Source organism: Agrobacterium sp. CCNWLW155 (genome assembly GCF_036888815.1).
GTDB lineage: Bacteria > Pseudomonadota > Alphaproteobacteria > Rhizobiales > Rhizobiaceae > Agrobacterium > Agrobacterium radiobacter.
On sequence record NZ_JBAKFW010000007.1, the window covers coordinates 213,923 to 230,874 of the forward strand.

Annotated in this window: 18 protein-coding genes; 10 read left to right on the top strand and 8 right to left on the bottom strand. The window is 60.1% G+C overall.

From position 1 onward, the window contains the following. Positions 1–18: 18 nt before the first annotated feature. The 5 genes from V6S97_RS20630 to V6S97_RS20650 all read right to left on the bottom strand — a co-directional run bounded on the left by V6S97_RS20630 (position 19) and on the right by V6S97_RS20650 (position 2,654). Positions 19–429, bottom strand: a complete 411-nt coding sequence (locus tag V6S97_RS20630) for a TIGR02588 family protein (RefSeq protein WP_060723403.1) — start codon at positions 427–429, stop codon at positions 19–21. 7 nt (positions 430–436) lie between these two features. Beyond that, on the bottom strand, positions 437–1,297 hold the full coding sequence (locus V6S97_RS20635; RefSeq protein WP_060723402.1) for a TIGR02587 family membrane protein: 861 nt from the start codon (positions 1,295–1,297) through the stop codon (positions 437–439). Positions 1,298–1,351: 54 nt separating this feature from the next. Then, complete coding sequence (locus tag V6S97_RS20640; RefSeq protein WP_020009965.1) at positions 1,352–1,792, bottom strand: PPC domain-containing DNA-binding protein; 441 nt, start codon at positions 1,790–1,792, stop codon at positions 1,352–1,354. A 61-nt stretch (positions 1,793–1,853) separates the two neighbouring features. Beyond that, positions 1,854–2,414: a type 1 glutamine amidotransferase domain-containing protein gene (locus tag V6S97_RS20645; RefSeq protein ID WP_112357029.1), complete on the bottom strand. Its 561-nt coding sequence runs from the start codon at positions 2,412–2,414 to the stop codon at positions 1,854–1,856. 18 nt (positions 2,415–2,432) lie between these two features. Then, positions 2,433–2,654: a hypothetical protein gene (locus V6S97_RS20650; protein ID WP_020009963.1), complete on the bottom strand. Its 222-nt coding sequence runs from the start codon at positions 2,652–2,654 to the stop codon at positions 2,433–2,435. 291 nt (positions 2,655–2,945) lie between these two features. Here V6S97_RS20650 and V6S97_RS20655 point away from each other — a divergent pair, with 291 nt between their 5' ends. Genes V6S97_RS20655 through V6S97_RS20665 form a run of 3 tightly spaced genes read left to right on the top strand, consistent with a single transcriptional unit; the run spans position 2,946 to position 6,707 of the window. Next, positions 2,946–3,776, top strand: coding sequence for an N-formylglutamate amidohydrolase (locus V6S97_RS20655; RefSeq protein WP_112357028.1), 831 nt, complete (start codon positions 2,946–2,948; stop codon positions 3,774–3,776). Then, positions 3,773–5,650: a flavohemoglobin expression-modulating QEGLA motif protein gene (locus V6S97_RS20660; protein WP_112357027.1), complete on the top strand. Its 1,878-nt coding sequence runs from the start codon at positions 3,773–3,775 to the stop codon at positions 5,648–5,650. Before V6S97_RS20655 ends, V6S97_RS20660 begins: the two co-directional genes overlap by 4 nt. A gap of 10 nt (positions 5,651–5,660) precedes the next feature. Then, entirely contained in the window at positions 5,661–6,707 is a 1,047-nt protein-coding gene (locus V6S97_RS20665) for a glutathione synthase (protein WP_003508719.1), read from the top strand. Positions 6,708–6,709: 2 nt separating this feature from the next. On the opposite strand, the gene V6S97_RS20670 is transcribed toward V6S97_RS20665, so the two are convergent. Then, positions 6,710–7,732, bottom strand: coding sequence for an NAD-dependent epimerase (locus tag V6S97_RS20670; RefSeq protein WP_087746418.1), 1,023 nt, complete (start codon positions 7,730–7,732; stop codon positions 6,710–6,712). 86 nt (positions 7,733–7,818) lie between these two features. Further along, entirely contained in the window at positions 7,819–9,135 is a 1,317-nt protein-coding gene (locus tag V6S97_RS20675; RefSeq protein WP_003508722.1) for a UDP-glucose dehydrogenase family protein, read from the bottom strand. 63 nt (positions 9,136–9,198) lie between these two features. On the opposite strand from V6S97_RS20675, the gene V6S97_RS20680 reads away from it, so the two are divergent. The 3 genes from V6S97_RS20680 (at position 9,199) to V6S97_RS20690 (ending at position 11,477) form a co-directional block, all read left to right on the top strand. Beyond that, positions 9,199–9,348 carry a hypothetical protein gene (locus V6S97_RS20680; RefSeq protein WP_162690248.1) on the top strand — a complete coding sequence of 50 codons (150 nt, stop codon included), beginning with the start codon at positions 9,199–9,201 and terminating at the stop codon, positions 9,346–9,348. A 167-nt stretch (positions 9,349–9,515) separates the two neighbouring features. Next, positions 9,516–10,403: a DMT family transporter gene (locus V6S97_RS20685; protein ID WP_111792998.1), complete on the top strand. Its 888-nt coding sequence runs from the start codon at positions 9,516–9,518 to the stop codon at positions 10,401–10,403. A gap of 105 nt (positions 10,404–10,508) precedes the next feature. After that, the gene (locus tag V6S97_RS20690; protein ID WP_111792999.1) at positions 10,509–11,477 is read left to right on the top strand and encodes a glutathione S-transferase family protein; all 969 of its coding nucleotides are present in this window, start codon (positions 10,509–10,511) and stop codon (positions 11,475–11,477) included. 17 nt (positions 11,478–11,494) lie between these two features. Here V6S97_RS20690 and V6S97_RS20695 read toward each other — a convergent pair whose 3' ends face one another. Beyond that, positions 11,495–12,397 carry a LysR family transcriptional regulator gene (locus tag V6S97_RS20695; RefSeq protein WP_111784248.1) on the bottom strand — a complete coding sequence of 301 codons (903 nt, stop codon included), beginning with the start codon at positions 12,395–12,397 and terminating at the stop codon, positions 11,495–11,497. A 201-nt stretch (positions 12,398–12,598) separates the two neighbouring features. Between V6S97_RS20695 and amaB the strand changes: the two genes are divergently transcribed. From amaB to V6S97_RS20715, 4 genes are all read left to right on the top strand, one after another. Continuing rightward, positions 12,599–14,128 carry an L-piperidine-6-carboxylate dehydrogenase gene (gene amaB / locus V6S97_RS20700; protein WP_077998595.1) on the top strand — a complete coding sequence of 510 codons (1,530 nt, stop codon included), beginning with the start codon at positions 12,599–12,601 and terminating at the stop codon, positions 14,126–14,128. A gap of 242 nt (positions 14,129–14,370) precedes the next feature. Further along, positions 14,371–15,324, top strand: coding sequence for a sulfonate ABC transporter substrate-binding protein (locus tag V6S97_RS20705; protein WP_111793000.1), 954 nt, complete (start codon positions 14,371–14,373; stop codon positions 15,322–15,324). Positions 15,325–15,339: 15 nt separating this feature from the next. Next, positions 15,340–16,119, top strand: coding sequence for an ABC transporter permease subunit (locus V6S97_RS20710; RefSeq protein WP_111793001.1), 780 nt, complete (start codon positions 15,340–15,342; stop codon positions 16,117–16,119). Between the two features lie 8 nt (positions 16,120–16,127). After that, entirely contained in the window at positions 16,128–16,952 is an 825-nt protein-coding gene (locus tag V6S97_RS20715) for an ABC transporter ATP-binding protein (RefSeq protein ID WP_334427669.1), read from the top strand.

The window sequence follows — 16,952 nt, forward strand, 5'->3', positions numbered from 1 at the left end:
GAAGATGTCCTGAATGGGTCAAGGCTCGGTATAACCGGCGACAGTGAGGGTGAGCGTTCCGCTGCGGGGATCGCTGCGGAAAAAAAGCGTGCCGCTGTCCTTCGATTCCGAGGCGACATAATCGAAGGTCACATCGGCGTTTTCCGGCGCGGCGTCATTCCGCTGCAGGTCGCCGCGCACCTGCACCTGCGCTGCGGTGGTCATGGAGAGGTTGCGGATGTCGAATTTCACCCGATATTGCCCGGGCTGCCCCTCCACGCTGGTGACGGCGATGTCGAAGCGGGCATCCTCGGGTACATAGCGATAGATGTCATAGGCGATCCAGCCGAGCATCGCGGCGACGAGCAAGGTGCAGATGGTTCCCGTCACCCATTCGATCCAATGCGGATCGGCGCTTTCCGTCTGTTTTCCGTTTTTCGATATCGTCATCTTGTCCTCACAGGATCAGCCGGGCCGACGCCGCGCCGATCGAGGCTGGAACACCGAGAATGACGGCGGCATTCATGATCTGCGACAGCGAGGTGTGGTCGAGGCGCTCGAAGGTCCAGAGCGTATAGATGCTGATGGCGATGGCGATGACGTAGCCGGGCAGGGTGAAGCGGATGAAGGATTGCCACCATTGCTGTCCTTCATGCAGCTGATGCGAGCCCTTGAAGTGAAGCGCATAGACAAAGCCATGCATGATGGCGATCGACAGCAGACAAAGGGCCAGAACGTGATAGGGCGTCACCTTGTAGGCGATCAGGATCATTTCCTCCGTCGGGGCGACATTGAGGTTGAGGAAGAGCGCGCCCACCACCATCATGAAAAGCTCGTGCAGATAACCTGTCTCGCCGGAATACTCGCCTTCCTCTTCGTCCTCTGCGTCGGAATGCTGGCCGAGCTGGCTGCGGCCGAGCAGCGCGCCGATGCTGGCGGGAACGGATTGCAGCGCGACCTTGGCGACGATATTGGAGGCGGTGAGCTGGTCGTTCAGAACGCCGAACAGCAGGAGCACGCCCGCGCTGACAGCGATGCCCAGCCCATAGGCGGTTATCGCGTCGCGCAGGGCCTGGCTCCAGGAATTGATATTCTCAAAACCGATGCGGCGGGCAAGAAGAAGAAGCAGCGGCAGGTTGAGGATGCAGAGCAGCAGAAGCCGCCATGAGTTGACGTAAAGACCGAGGAACCACATTTCCATGGTCATCAGCATGGGCAGGGCAAACAGCAATGCACCCGCTGTGCCGCGCGCAAGGCCGATCAGGAACTGCCTGACCTCGTCATCTTCCCCATGTTTTTGATTGACCGTAACCGCCATGCCGTCCCCTCGTGCGGAGGATAACGCAATGGCGTTTTTCCGGTTCCGTTGGGTTTATTTTGCAGGGTCAATAAGGGCGATGCCGAATTCCCTGTTATAGCTGCGCCGCAATTCTGCGGGCGTTTCGCGAATGACGACTTCCAGAGTGGGACGAACCACGCCCTTCAGAAAATGGCCGCCTTTTGTGGACCCGTCGGCAAAACCCAGAACCACATGCAGGTGCGGATTGGGCGTGTCGTTCTCGTCAAGCGTAATGTCGCCAAGCAGGCTCAGGACCTCGCTCTGTTCGGTGACCGGTATTTCCTTGTAGTCCTGCGTGGACAGATCAAAAAAGGCGAGCGTTGCCGTGGCGAAGGCGCCGATCGCGGTGACAGAGGCGGCGTTGATGTTCTCGGCCCTGGCAAAACGCCTGATGGCCTCGAAGGCTTCTTCCTCGGGATCGATGACGAGGATGAAGGTGCGCTCCGCGCCGCTTGCCAGCAATCTGCTTTTCATATTCTTCCTCCCAAATAAAAGTGCCGCCGGAAACCGGCGGCACGGGAATGTCGTTCGTGTCTTAAGCGGCGCGACGTTCGTGACGGCCTTCCTCAATCTCTTCCACGATCTTGGCGACGAAGGCATCGAGATCGTCAGGGCTGCGGGAGGTTATTATACCCTTGTCGGTTACCATCTTTTCATCCTTCCAGTTGGCACCGGCATTCTTGAGGTCGGTCTTGATCGACCAATAGGAAGTGGCGTCGCGGCCGCGCAGGGCGTCCGCTTCGACAAGCAGCCACGGCGCATGGCAGATGGCGGCAACCACCTTGCCCGATTTGACGAAATCGCGAACCACCCGCATCGCATCCTCGTCATTGCGCAGAATATCGGGGTTGATCTGGCCACCGGGAAGAACCAGCGCGTCAAAATCTTCGGTTTTTACGGTCTTGGCCGAGAGATCGACGGTGATGCTGTCGCCCCAGTTCTTCTTGTCCCAGCTCTTGATTTCGCCCTCCTTGATGGCGGCGATCTTCACGTCCGCACCCTTGGCCTTCAACTGGTCATACGGCACCCGCAGCTCGGAACGTTCGTATCCGTCCGTTGCGAGAATGAGGATTTTTGCGGCGTTGATGGCAGTCATATCTGTCTCCTTCTGGGTTCAGTCGTCCTTGTCGGAATTCATGGAGGGGAGGAAGAATTCCACGTCCTTGAGGCGCTTCTCATCGAGATTTTCGATGTTGGTTTGCCAAAATCGCTCGGCTTCCGCCGGTTCGGCTTTCCATTGGCGCACGAAGGTCTTGTTGTCGTCGATCATGACCTTGCGGGTGCCGCCGAGCCGCAGATATTCTTCCGCAAGTTTGCGTGTTTCGGTCTTTTCCATGTCGCAGCTCCTTGTGCGTGGAAAACGGGAACGGAGGGGCGCCGGATGGGTAAGAAGCTCGGCTGCCATTTCGTTGGCCACCGGGAGAAAACGGAAAAATCCCGGTGTTCTTCGGCACCATCGTGTCCGTTTGACACGGCGGCCCTCCTGCTGGAACAACGTGAGCTTTAAAGGATGGTTCCGCAGTTTTTTCGGGCGGCATCATTGCCAGGCACAAATGAATAGTGCGCAATTTTTTACCGGAACAAACGGACATGTCGTGTTGTTTTATCCCCGATGCAGGGAGGCAGCATGGCAGCCACACAGAGTGACGGCGAATACCGGGGTAACAACGAAAACAGGGGCTTCTGGTCGATCGATTTCGGCAATTCGCCCGTTATCGGCACGGCCATCCATGACGGTCATTTCATCCGCATGGATATAGCCGATCTGATGGCTCTTTCGCCGGAAAAGCGGCTGAGAGAGGAGGATCCCTTTACCGGCGAGATGGTCGCCGGATTGACGAACCGGATCGTCGTTCACCATTCCCGTTTTGAAGTCGATCTCAATCGCGCCACCGATCAGGCGATCTATCTGAAGCCGGAACAATCCTGGGGGCTGGAGGTTTGGAACCAGACGCCGCCGGAACAGGCCAGCCGGCAATCGCTCGATTTCCACGCCGATTATTACGCGATGCTTGAAACCGTTCTCTCAACGCTCGAGCGACGGCATGGTGCTTTCGTGGTGCTGGATGTGCACAGTTACAATCATCGCCGGCAGGGCGCCGACGCACCGGCGAAGGCGCAGGCGGAGGCGCCCGATATCAATATCGGCACCTTTTCCATGGATCGCAGCCGATGGGGCGATGTCGTCAGCGCGGTCGGTCATCATTTCGCGTCTGCGACCATCGGCGGACGCCGTCTCGATGTTCGCGAGAATGTGGCGTTTCAGGGCAAGGGCGAGCAGACGCGCTTCATCCACGAGCGTTTCGCCGAAAATGGCTGCGCCATTGCAATCGAGTTCAAGAAATTCTTCATGGACGAGTGGACGGGAAAGCCGGATGAGCGCGTGGTGGCGGATATTCGTGAAGCGATCGCAACGCTCCAGCCGGTTCTCGAAGAATGTCTGAGGGCGCGGCGATGAACCTCTCACCCGTCCGCAGCGCGCCATCCCCAATCACCGATCTGGTCGATGACGTGGTGTTGTGCCTGGAAGCCGGCAAGGCCATCCGCCGCGATGTCGGAAAAGACGGCCGTTTGCACATCGACCGACCGCTGCCGTTCCTCTGCCTGCATCTGACGGGCGGCACGAAAGATCTCGCCGCGCGCGACATCGCCGCCGCCCATGCCTCCTATCTCATCGCTTCGAACATTCAGGAGGCCGCGCCGCTGATCGAGGCGGTCGGCGCGCTCATGCGCGAGCGTTTCGGCGCCTTTATTGTTCTCGATATTGGCGAGCTTGAACACGACATCCTGCTCGCCGACGACTCTCCCTTCCTGCCGCATTATGAGGTTTCGGTCTCGGCGACGTCAGAACCGGAAACCCAGAAAGCGCGCCGGGTCTTCATCAAGGCGGTCTGTGATGCCGAAGTGCGCTTTCGCACGCCGCGCATCACCCGGCCGGAGCCGGAAGCCGACCCGGTCCTCCGGTTTCAGAATGCCGGACTGGATTTTCCCTGCATCAGCGTGCGCTTCGCGCCGATCTATCGCCAGCCGGAATCCGGTGCGGATTATCCCGGTCTGCGCGAGACGATGATTGCCGATCTCTTCGATGCCGGTCTGCAGGCCTTTTCGTCTTTTTCCTCCGGCATGGATGCGCTGAAGGTCACCAGTCACCGGGCGCTTGGCCGCAAGGCCTTTGTCGATGCGGTCAAACGTGCCGACCGGTCGATCGACGAGATTGTCTCCTCCTTCGATTTTCTTCTCTCCGTCACGCCCATCAATGCGCGGCGGGCATTCGAGGAGTTTCGCGATGGCAGCTTCCAGTACGCGCCGCGCCTGCTTTACCGGCCGCTGGGCGTGGATGTGGAGGAGCAGAAGCGCAAGCTCTATTCCGTCGTCTTCGACCATCTTGAAGACCCGGTGCTCTATCATCTCTACCGGGAGAAACAGCGGGAGATCGATCTGCAGCTGACGATGCTGGCGAGCCTGCATCATCGCACCTTCACCGATTTTTCACGCGCCCTCTATGGCGCCGTCGAACCCGCTCTTCTGACGCTGGCGCTTCGCGTGCTTGAGGATTGCCCGCACAGGCAAGAAAGCGGCGAAATCGCCATGGTGGATTGTTACGTGGTCGCCAGGAAGTCGCGCGAAATGGTCGAGACCTATCTGGGCGAGGAGCCGGAATTCAAGGCCCGCGTCGAAATCCGTGATGACCTGCCACCCGGCCTGATGGTGACGGGCGAGAAGCTCTTGATCTCCCGCCATACTGTCATGGAACAGCGCCGTGTCGAGGCGCTCCTGTCGCATGAGATCGGTGTGCATCTTCTTACCTATTTCAACGGCTCATTTCAGGGGCTGCGGCTCTTCCGCACCGGCCTTTCCGGTTATGAGGGCGTGCAGGAAGGGCTGGCGGTGCTGGCGGAACATCTGGCCGGCGGCATGACGCGCGAGCGCCTGCGGCTGATCGCCGGCCGCGTCGTCGGCTGCGCCGCCATGCTGGATGGTGCGACTTTCGTGGACACTTTCCGCATCATGACCCGCGAACACGGTTTCGACGAGGCCGCGGCCTTCAACATGGTGCTGCGCATCTATCGCGGCGGGGGTCTCTCCAAGGATGCGATTTATCTGCGCGGGTTGGCCGAGGTGATGGACCATCTGCGCAGGGGCGGCGCGCTCGATCCGTTCTGGATGGGCAAGATTGCGGCGGCCCATTTTCCTGTCATGCAGGAGCTCGCCCTGCGCGGCCTGCTTCGTCCGCCGGGTGTCCGACCCGCATTTCTGCTGCCCGCCAAGGCCAATGAGCGGCTGGAAAAAATACGGGCGGGATTATCCATTGCCGAACTGGCGACTTTATAGGAGGGGCTTCATGCGTATCGCATTTTTCGTCAATTCCATCGAAACCGAGGGGCCGAACTACGCGACCGGCCTGCTTGCCATGGCGGCGCTCAATCGCGGCCATGAGGTGGTCTATCTGACACCAGGGGATTTTACCCTGCGCGCGGATGACAGCCTGACCATCCATGCCACCGTATTGCCGAAGACAAAATACAAGAAATCGGAAGGCTTCCATGCCGCCCTTCAGGACAAGGCGCTGGAGCGGCGCACCATGGATGTGGAGGAAATCGATGCGCTGATGCTGCGCAACGACCCCTCGCTCGACCAGACAACGCGACCGTGGGCGGTGCATGCGGGTATCCTGTTCGGGCGGCTTGCCGAACAGCGCGGCGTTGTGGTGCTGAATGATCCCGAAGGACTGGCGCTGGCGCAGAACAAGCTCTATTTCCAGAGCTTTCCTGAAATCGTCCGCCCCACCACGATCATCTCGCGCAATGTCGATGAAATACGCGCCTTTGCCGATGGCCACCCCAAGGGCGTCATCGTCAAGCCGCTGCAGGGTTCCGGCGGTAAGAACGTCTTCAAGATCGGCTCCAGCAAGGAGGCCAATCTCAACCAGATTTTCGAGGCGGTCAGCCTTGAGGGTTATCTGATCGCGCAGGCCTATCTGCCGGCTGCGAAGGATGGTGATATCCGCTTCTTCATGATGAATGGCCGGCCGCTGATGCGTGACGGCAAATATGCCGCCCTTCGCCGCGTGCCGGCCAAGGGCGACCTGCGCTCCAACATCCATGCCAAAGGCACCGCCGAGGCGGTGAAGGTGACGGATGAAATCGTGGCGCTTGCCGAGATGGTGCGGCCGAAGCTCGTGGAGGACGGCATGTTCCTCGTCGGGCTCGACATTGTCGGTGACAAGATACTGGAAGTGAACGTGTTTTCGCCGGGCGGCCTTTCCAATATCCGCGATCTCACCGAGATGGATTTCAGCGACACGATCATCGAGGCCGTGGAAACCAAGATCAGCATGCAGAGCGCGTCCGGCGGCACCATCTCCAACCGCCTGCTGGCGACGCTGTGAGCTTATTCCCGTAATTCGGCCGGGTGCATTTCGCGGTACCAGGCGACGAGGGCCTTGATGCCCTCCTCGACCGGGGTTTGCGGCACGTAGCCGGTCAGGGCTCTCAAAAGATCGGGCGAGGCGAAGGTGCGGGGCACATCGCCCTGCTGCATCGGCAGCATGTTGCGGATAGCCGGCCTGCCGACCGCCTTTTCGACCGTCTCAACGAAATGCATCAGTTCCACCGGCTGGCCGCCGCCGATATTGACGATGCGGAACGGCGCATGGTGCGAGAGCGTGTCGGTGACACCTTCCTGAGTGACCCGGTTTTCCTCGGAAGGGATGACCGTGCTCAGCCGGACGATGCCTTCCACGAGGTCATCGATATAGGTGAAATCGCGGCTCATATTACCTTGCCCGTAAATATCGATCGCTCTGCCGTTGGAGACGGCGTCGACGAATTTGATCGGCGCCATGTCCGGCCGTCCCCACGGGCCATAGACCGTGAAGAAACGGAAGGCGGTGGTGGGCAGCTTGTGTAGATGGGCATAGCTGTGCGCCATCAGCTCCATCGATTTTTTGGTGGCCGCGTAAAGCGTCATCGGCTCGTCGGCCTTGTCGCTTTCCGCGAAGGGGATTTTCTCGTTGGCGCCGTAGATGGAGGAGGTCGATGCCAGCATCAGGTGCTTGACATCAAGGCTTCTGGCGAGCTCCAGCATGTTGAACGAGCCGATGAGATTGGAATCGATATAGGCGCGCGGATTTTCAAGGCTGTAACGAACACCCGCCTGGGCTGCGAGGTGGATGATGATCTCAGGCTCGGCGGCCTCTGCCGCTCGCTTCAGCGCATCCGTATCTTCCAGCATGCCGATCTCGGCCCGGAAGCCGTTGGAGCGGGAAAGAATGGCGTGGCGTTTTTCCTTGAGGCTGACATCGTAATATTTCGTCATGCCGTCGAAGCCGGTCACGAAATGGCCGGCGTCCAGCAGCCGTTTCGCAACGTAAAAGCCGATGAAGCCAGCCGTACCGGTAACCAGATAACGCATGATGATTATATCCCGAATCCGTTGGTGCGTTTTCGGTCTGACCGAAGCGCAGAAAACCTTTTAATGAAATTGAGAAAACGAAACCTCTATGCGCCTTCGTGCGGACGACCGACTGCGGCATAGATGAAGCCATGCGCGGCGACTTCATCCGTGCGGTAGATATTGCGCAGGTCCACCAGAACAGGGCTTTTCATGATCGCCTTCAGGCGCGGCAGGTCGAGCGCGCGGAACTGGTTCCATTCCGTCACGATCACCACGGCGTCGGCGTCTTCCGCTGCCTCGTAAGGGCCGTCCGCATAGTCGATGTCTTCCATCAGGTGGCGGGCATTCGCCATGCCTTCCGGATCGTAACCGACCACTTTCGCGCCGCCATCCTGCAGGGTCTGGATGATGGCGATTGCCGGGCTGTCGCGCATGTCGTCGGTATTCGGCTTGAAGGTGAGGCCAAGCACGGCAATCTTCTTGCCGCGCACATCACCGCCCATCGCGTTGATGACCTTGCGGCCCATGGCGCGCTTGCGGTTGTCGTTGATGGCGATGGTGGTCTCGATCAGCCGCACCGGGGCGTCATAGTCCTGCGCGGTCTTGGCGAGCGCCAGCGTGTCCTTGGGAAAACAGGAGCCGCCATAACCGGGGCCGGCATGCAGGAATTTCGGGCCGATACGGCCATCGAGCCCGATGCCGCGCGAGACATCCTGCACATTGGCGCCGACCTTTTCGCACAGATCAGCCATCTCGTTGATGAAGGTGATCTTCATCGCCAGAAAAGCGTTGGCGGCATATTTGATGAGTTCGGATGCACGTCTGGTGGTGAAGAGCAGCGGCGACTGGTTGAGATAAAGCGGGCGGTAAACCTCGGTCATGACGGGGCGGGCGCGCTCATCCGAAAGGCCGACGACGATGCGGTCCGGCCGCTTGAAATCCTCAATGGCGGCACCTTCGCGCAGGAATTCCGGGTTGGAGACCACGGCGAAATCGGCCGAGGGGTTTTCCTCGTGGATGATGCGTTCCACCTCGTCACCGGTGCCGACGGGAACGGTGGATTTGGTGACGATGACGGTAAATCCGTCGAGTGCATGGGCGATCTCTTTCGCCGCCGCATAGACATAACCGAGATCGGCATGGCCATCGCCGCGCCGCGAGGGGGTGCCGACCGCGATGAAGACGACCTCGGCATTGGCGACCGCGGCGGAAAGATCCGTCGTGAAGCTCAATCGGCCAGCCTTGGCATTGTTGGCAACGATGACATCGAGACCCGGCTCGAAGATCGGGATATGGCCGTTTTTCAGGGCTTCGATCTTCTCCGGCATCTTGTCGACGCAGACCACGTCATGGCCGAAATCTGCAAAACACGCGCCGGACACGAGGCCGACATAACCCGAACCGATCATCACAATCCGCATTCTTTTTCCTTTCGGTTAGCGAGGTCATGTTAACGCAGCGACACCGGCCGGGGAAATCGGCGGGTGAAAAATACCATGACATACTTAGCCGCCTTCATGCCCGTCGCCAAGCGCCACGATCAACACCGGCTAACCTCTTTCCATGACGGTGATGTGATGGCCGCGGCGGGACAAATTTGCCGCACCTTGCAGCCGATTGCATCGATGCGGTGAGATCGCGCATTTTTGCCTGTTTTGCGGCTTGCACTCATAGGTAGCCGGGTCTAGCCATAGGGTGAGGATCAAATCTGCCAGACTGTCTGCCCCTTGAAGGGGCGTCCGGGTTGCTTCACGCGACCGGGGGAAGCTTTGCGTTGCGGTCGGTGTTCGGGGACGTTCAAATGCAAAAGGGTTTTCTGCTCGGCCTGTTCGCTTATGCGACCTTTTCCTTGGGCGATGCCACCATCAAGTCGCTTGGATCGCAGATCAGCGTTTTCGAAATCGGCTTCTTCAGCATCCTCTTTTCCGGCATCTTCATCTTCTTCAGCAAGCCGCGCGAGGAAAGATGGCGTGAATTCTGGCGCATGAGCCGGCCTTTCGCCGTGCATGGCCGGGCCATTTCCGGCCTCTTCGCCGGTATGTTAGGCATCTATGCCTTCACCACCATTCCGCTGGCGGAAGCCTATGCGCTGATCTTCCTGTCACCGCTCTTCGTGACCGTCCTTTCCGCCGTCGTGCTGAAGGAGAATATCGGCCCCTGGCGCTGGGCGGCGGTTCTGGCCGGCATCGTCGGTGTCATCCTCGTCGTGCGGCCGGGCTTCAAGACGCTGGAACTTGGGCATATCGCCGCCATCGGCGTCGCGTTCCTGGCGGCCATGACCATCGTGCTTTTGCGCTCACTTGCGGGCAAGGAAAAGCGGACTTCGATCATGGGCGTGCTGTTGATCTATGGCCTCACCTTCAACGGTATTGCCTCCATCCCCGATTTTGTCATGCCCGATCTGCACCAGCTTCTGGCCTTCGCCTTCATCGGGCTTTGCACGGCAACGGGGCAGGTCACGCTTCTGGTCGCAACCCGTATCGCGCCGGCGAGCCAGATTGCGCCGTCGCATTATTCGCAAATCCTCTGGGCCGTGGCGATCGGCATGGCCTTCTTCCACGAATATCCTGACGCCATGGCGGTGCTGGGATTGAGCGTCATCGCCGCATCGGGGCTGCTCACGATGATCCGCGAAAAGGTGAGGCTGGGCACCGTGCGCTGGAACCCGTTTTTCCGCAATCGCCTTTGAGTCCATCCGCCGATCGGAAACAGTGCGTCAACCGAAGCGCGGCTTGTGAAGCGGTGGTGACCCGGCCCATAAGGCTTTCATCTTTAGATGAACGGGGAGCCGCAAATGCTCGTGGATGGAAAATGGACCGCTGACTGGCATCCGGTGCAGGCGACCGACAAGAAAGGCGGCTTTGTCCGCCAGACCTCGGGCTTCCGCAACTGGGTGACACCTGACGGTTCGGCTGGACCAACGGGTGAGGGCGGTTTTGCCGCTGAGCCCGGCCGCTATCATCTTTACGTCGCGCTGATTTGCCCCTGGGCATCGCGCACGCTGATTGGCCGGAAGTTGAAGAAGCTGGAAGAGGTGATTTCGGTCTCCGTTGTCGAGCCCGCCCTTTCCGACGAGGGCTGGAAATTCGGCGACTATCCGGGCTCGGATCGCGATACGCTCAACGGCTTTACCTATATGCATGAGGTCTATACCAGCGCGGATCCGCACTATACCGGTCGCGCCACCGTGCCCGTGCTCTGGGACAAAAAGACGAAAACCATCGTCAACAACGAATCCGCCGATATTCTGCGCATGCTGAATTCCGGTTTCGGCGCTCTGGCCGACAATGGCGTGGACCTGTATCCGGAAGCGCTGCGCGATGAGATCGATGCTCTCAATGACCACATCTATCCGCGGCTCAACAACGGCGTTTACAGAACCGGTTTTGCCACCACGCAGGTCGCTTATGAAGAAGCCTTCGCCGACGTGTTCGCGACGCTTCAGGAGCTTGAAATCCGCCTCGTCTCAGGCGGGCCTTTCCTTTTCGGCGGTCTCCTGACCGAAACGGATGTCCGGTTTTTTGTGACGCTGGTGCGTTTCGATGCCGCCTATTACGGCCTGTTCAAATGCAATCTCCGCCGCATCGCCGATTATCCCGCCCTGCAGGCTTATATGATGCGGGTGCTGAACGTTCCGGGCGTGCGTGACACGGTCAATATCGACCATATCAAGCGCGGTTATTATTCCATCAAGGCGCTCAACCCGACCCGCATCGTGCCTGTCGGTCCTGATCTTCCGGGGCTGGATGACGTTTCGCTGTGAGGTGAACGGATAACGGACTAAACCGGCTTGCCGACCTGATCGAGCAGCCAGGCCTGAAAGGCGCGGGCCAGCGCATTGTCCTGCCGTCCTTCCGGCAGGGCCACGTAATAGCTCTTGTCGGTCTGCAGCGGGATGTCGAAGACGATTTCGAGGCGGCCGGAGGCGATCTCCGCCTCGATGAGATATTTCGGCAGAAGGGCGAAACCGATGCCGCTCGCCGCAGCCTCGATGATCATGGAGAACTGGTCGAAACGGCTGCCCTGATAGGCATTATCAGCCGTCACCCCGTTCATTTCCAGCCATTCCGTCCATAGTTTCGGCCGCGTCGTCACATGCAGGAGCGGTTGCCCGGTCAGGTCCTGCGGCCGACTCACGCCGGCGCGGTGCAGCAGGGCGGGGCTCGCGACCGGCACGATCACCTCATTGCATAAAAATGTGCAGGTGCCATGCGCCCAGACCGGCTGGCCATAATGAATGGCGAGATCGAACCCTTCCTCGTCGAAATCGAAGGGGTGCGATCGTGAGCCGATCGTGATCGTCATATCAGGATTGGTGTCGATGAAGCGGGAGAGGCGCGGCATCAGCCAGCGGCTGCCGAATGTCGGCAGTGTCGCTACCGAAAGCGATGCCTGCGATGTTCCTGCCGAAACCGCGCGCACCATCAGCTGCTCGGATTGCTGCAGGAGGCGCCGCACATCGGGCAGGAATTTGCGCCCCGCCTCTGAAAGCACGACCCGCCTGCGGATGCGCTCGAACAGCTGCATTCCCGTCTGCGCTTCGAGTTCGCCGATCTGCCGGCTCACCGCGCTCTGCGTGAGGTTGAGTTCTTCCGCAGCACGCGTAAAATTGCCGTGCCGTGCCGCGCATTCGAACGCCTGCAGGGTAACGATGTCAGGGACCAGTCTTCGGCGTGGATCCATTCCATTCTCGCATCAACTTACCCGCTTTCCTCATTGGAAAAGGGTCATTATGGCCATATATGATTACGGGAAAGAATGGAACGGTGCAAAACGCCAGTTTCAAAGAACGAATGACAAATTCGGGGAAAGACGAGTGACGGGAGTTGAAAGCGCCGTATCAAATCGGCCTTTCCTCCCCTTTCAGCCAAAAGGACGATGGACATGGATGCGACCACGAAGCTCGACGTGAAACAGGAAGCCGCGGCCCTGCTCGACAGGATGGGCGTTGCCCGCGATCTCTATACCGGCGGCGATATGGCCTCCTTCAGCCCGGTGACCGGTGAACAGGTCGCGAGCCTCAAGACCATCTCGGTCGAAGGTGTCGCCGCCGTGGTCGACAGGGCCGATGCCGCCTTCAAGGTATGGCGCAATGTACCGGCGCCCCGCCGTGGCGAACTGATCCGGCTGCTCGGCGAAGAGCTGCGGGCTTTTAAGGCCGATCTCGGACGTCTCGTCTCGCTGGAAGCAGGCAAGGTTCCCTCCGAAGGTCTCGGCGAAGTGCAGGAAATGATCGATATCTGCGATTTCGCGGTCGGCCTTTCCCGCCAGCTTTATGGCCTCACCATCGCCACCGAACGCCCCGGCCACCGGATGATGGAAACCTGGCATCCGCTCGGCGTCGTCGGCGTCATCTCCGCCTTCAATTTCCCGGTCGCGGTGTGGTCGTGGAATGCGGCACTCGCCATCGTCTGCGGCAACTCGGTTGTCTGGAAGCCTTCGGAAAAGACGCCGCTCACGGCGCTGGCCGTTCAGGGCATCTTCGAACGCGCCGCCGCCCGTTTCGGTGATGCGCCGGAAGGCCTGTCCCAGCTGCTGATCGGCGACCGCGCCGTGGGTGAGGCATTGGTGGACAATCCCAAGGTGCCGCTCGTCTCGGCCACCGGCTCCACCCGCATGGGCCGCGATGTCGGCCCGCGTCTGGCGAAACGCTTCGCCCGCGCCATTCTGGAGCTTGGCGGCAACAATGCCGGCATCGTCTGCCCGTCCGCCGATCTCGACATGGCGCTGCGCGCCATCGCCTTCGGCGCCATGGGTACGGCCGGCCAGCGCTGCACCACGCTTCGCCGTCTCTTCGTGCATGACAGCGTTTATGACCAGCTCGTGCCGCGTCTGAAAAAGGCTTATGCCTCCGTTTCTGTCGGCAACCCGCTGGAAACCTCCGCACTCGTCGGCCCGCTGGTCGACAAGGCGGCTTTCGACGGCATGCAGAAGGCCCTCGAAGCGGCGAAAGCCCATGATGGCGTGGTAAATGGCGGCGGCCGTGTGGATACGGGTGCGCCGGATGCCTATTACGTCAAGCCGGCGCTTGTCGAAATGCCGAAGCAGGCGGGACCGGTGCTGGAAGAAACCTTCGCGCCGATCCTCTATGTCATGAAATACAGCGATCTCGACCAGGCGATTGACGACCATAACGCCGTCGCGGCTGGTCTTTCCTCATCGATCTTCACCCGCGATATGCAGGAATCGGAACGGTTCCTGTCGTCGGAAGGCTCCGATTGCGGCATTGCCAATGTCAATATCGGCACCTCGGGTGCGGAAATCGGTGGCGCCTTCGGCGGTGAGAAGGAAACCGGCGGCGGCCGTGAATCCGGTTCGGATGCGTGGAAGGCCTATATGCGCCGCGCCACCAACACCATCAACTACTCCAAGGCGCTGCCGCTGGCGCAGGGCGTTTCCTTCGATATCGAATAATCGCCTCGGCGATAGAAAAATTGATCCATCGTGCCGGCGCGGCGTCATCCGCGCCGGCATTTCTATTTGATGGGTCAGACGAGGGTGCCCGAGACGATTTGCGGAAAAGACGCATTTGCGCGGAATTTTATTCCCGCAATATCGCTCATATTGAATTATCGTCTCTCTATCGTTTTACTGGAAAACCCTAGCATTGCTCCATATCGTGAACCGGCCAGAGGGGCTGGTGACAAGGAGATGAAATGCCAGCCATCACCCGCCGTGCGCTTTCCGCCAGCCTTTTTGTTGCCGCCGCATTCTCCGTCCTGCCGCTGCAGGCGCAGGCGGCGGAAGAGCTGAAGATCGGTTATCAGAAAACCGGCCTGCCGGTTATCGCCCGGCAGCAGGGCGTCATTGAAAAGGCGCTCGAGGCCAAGGGCGTGAAGGTTTCCTGGGTCGAATTCACCGCAGGCCCGCCGCTGGTGGAGGCTTTGAATGTCGGCTCCATCAATGTCGGCTGGACCGGCGATGCGCCGCCGATCTTCGGGCAGGCGGCGGGTTCGGCCATCGTTTATGTCGCGGCTCTTCCCTCTAACGGCAAGGGCGAGGCGATCTTCACCAAGCCCGAAAGCGGCATCAAGTCGGTCGCCGATTTGAAGGGCAGGAAGGTCGGCGTCGGCAAAGGCACCAGCGCGCACAATCTGCTGGTCGCGGCGCTGGAGAAGAACGGGCTGAAGTTCAGCGATATCGAGGTGATCTATCTCAGCCCCGCCGATGCCGCGGCCGCTTTCGCCAGCGACAAGATTGAGGCCTGGGCCGTCTGGGATCCGTTCTACGCGATCGCCGAAACCCGCTACAAGCCGGTGACGCTTGCCCGCACCAGCGATGTGCTTGCGGTCAGCACCTATTTCCTCGCCAATCGCGATTATGCCAAATCCCATGCGGACACCATCAACACCACCATTGATGCGCTGGGCGAGGCGGCGAAATGGTCCGCCGCCAATCGCGACAAGGTTGCTGCCGCCCTGCATGAGGTGACGGGTGTTCCGCTGGAGGCGCAGACGTTGGCCGCGAACCGTTCTGAATTCGGCATTGCCAAGATTGACGACAAGATAATCGCCAGCCAGCAGGAAACCGCCGACCGCTTTTATCGTCTCGGCCTGATCCCGAAACAGATCAGCATCAAGGATGCCGTCTGGTCGGGCGCGACGAACTGAGCCGGAGGAAAAGCCGTGAGCACCGGAAAGCGTATCGAGATTGGCGGAATCACAGGCTGGCTGCTCCCCGCACTCATTCTTGCAGGGTGGGAGGCGGCGGCGCGCGCCGGTCTGATTTCCGCCAATGTGCTTCCGGCCCCTTCCGCTGTCGCGGAAGCCTTCTGGCGGCTTTTGCTCTCGGGTGAGCTTGTCGCCAATATTGGCGTCAGTTCCGCCCGCGCACTCGCCGGTTTCGCCATCGGCGGTTCCATAGGCTTCATCTTCGGGCTGGCGAATGGCCTGTCCAGATTTTCCCGCAGCTTCACCGATACGACGCTGCAGATGATCCGCAACATTCCGCATCTGGCGCTCATTCCGCTCGTCATCCTGTGGTTCGGCATCGATGAGGAGGCGAAGCTCTTTCTCGTTGCGCTGGGAGTGTTTTTCCCGATCTACATCAACACGCTTCTCGGCATTCAGGGTGTCGATCCGCAACTGGTGGAGATGGGCCGCACTTATGGCATGTCGCCCTTTACGCTTTTCCGGCGAGTCATTCTGCCCGGCGCGCTGCCCGCCATCTTCACCGGCCTGCGTTATGCGCTCGGTATCATGTGGCTGACGCTTATCGTGGCGGAAACCATCTCTTCCTCCTCCGGCCTCGGCTACATGGCCATGCAGGCGCGCGAGTTCCTGCTGATCGATGTCGTCGTGCTGTCGATCCTCATCTATGCGCTTCTCGGCAAGCTGGCCGACAGTTTCGCCCGCTTCCTCGAAAGCATCTTCCTGCAATGGCATCCAGCCTTCAAGAAAGTCTGAGGTAACCCATGTCGACCGGTAATGTGACGACGCTGAGACGCCCCGATGCCCGGCCACCCATTCCGCCTGAAACGGAGGCGAAGACCGAACACCGCACGAAATCGACCGATGGCAAGGTCGCCTTCAGCTTCCGCAACGTCACGAAGAGCTTTGGTGACAAGCCGGTTCTGCGCGGCATCGATCTCGATGTGCGGGAAGGCGAGTTTCTGGCCGTCATCGGCAAAAGCGGCTGCGGCAAGAGCACGCTCCTGCGTATTCTGGCCGGTCTCGACACGCCGACGACCGGAACCGTCTCGAAAGACCCATCGAGCCGCACCCGTATGATGTTTCAGGAGCCGCGTCTTCTGCCGTGGGAGCGTATCGCGAATAACGTGTCCGTGGGGCTGACCGGCATCGCCAAAGGAGAGGCGGCAAAGGAGCAGGCCCTTGCCATTCTCGATGAGGTGGGCCTGAAGGACCGGGCGGGCGAATGGCCCTATGTGCTCTCGGGCGGCCAGAAGCAGCGCGTGGCGCTGGCGCGCGCTCTTGTCGCCCATCCGCAGATCCTGGCGCTGGATGAGCCGCTTGGCGCGCTCGATGCACTTACCCGCATCGAAATGCAGCTTCTGCTGGAGCGCATCTGGCGCAAGCAGAAATTCACCGCCGTACTCGTCACCCATGATGTTTCCGAGGCCGTTGCTCTCGCGGATCGCATCGTCGTCATCGATGAGGGGCGCATCGCGCTCGATCTCGATGTGAAACTGCCGCGCCCGCGCCGCCACGGCGCGGCGGAATTTGCGAGACTGGAAGAGCAGGTTCTGAACCAGCTCTTCGGCCGTGGTGATGTCAGCTGA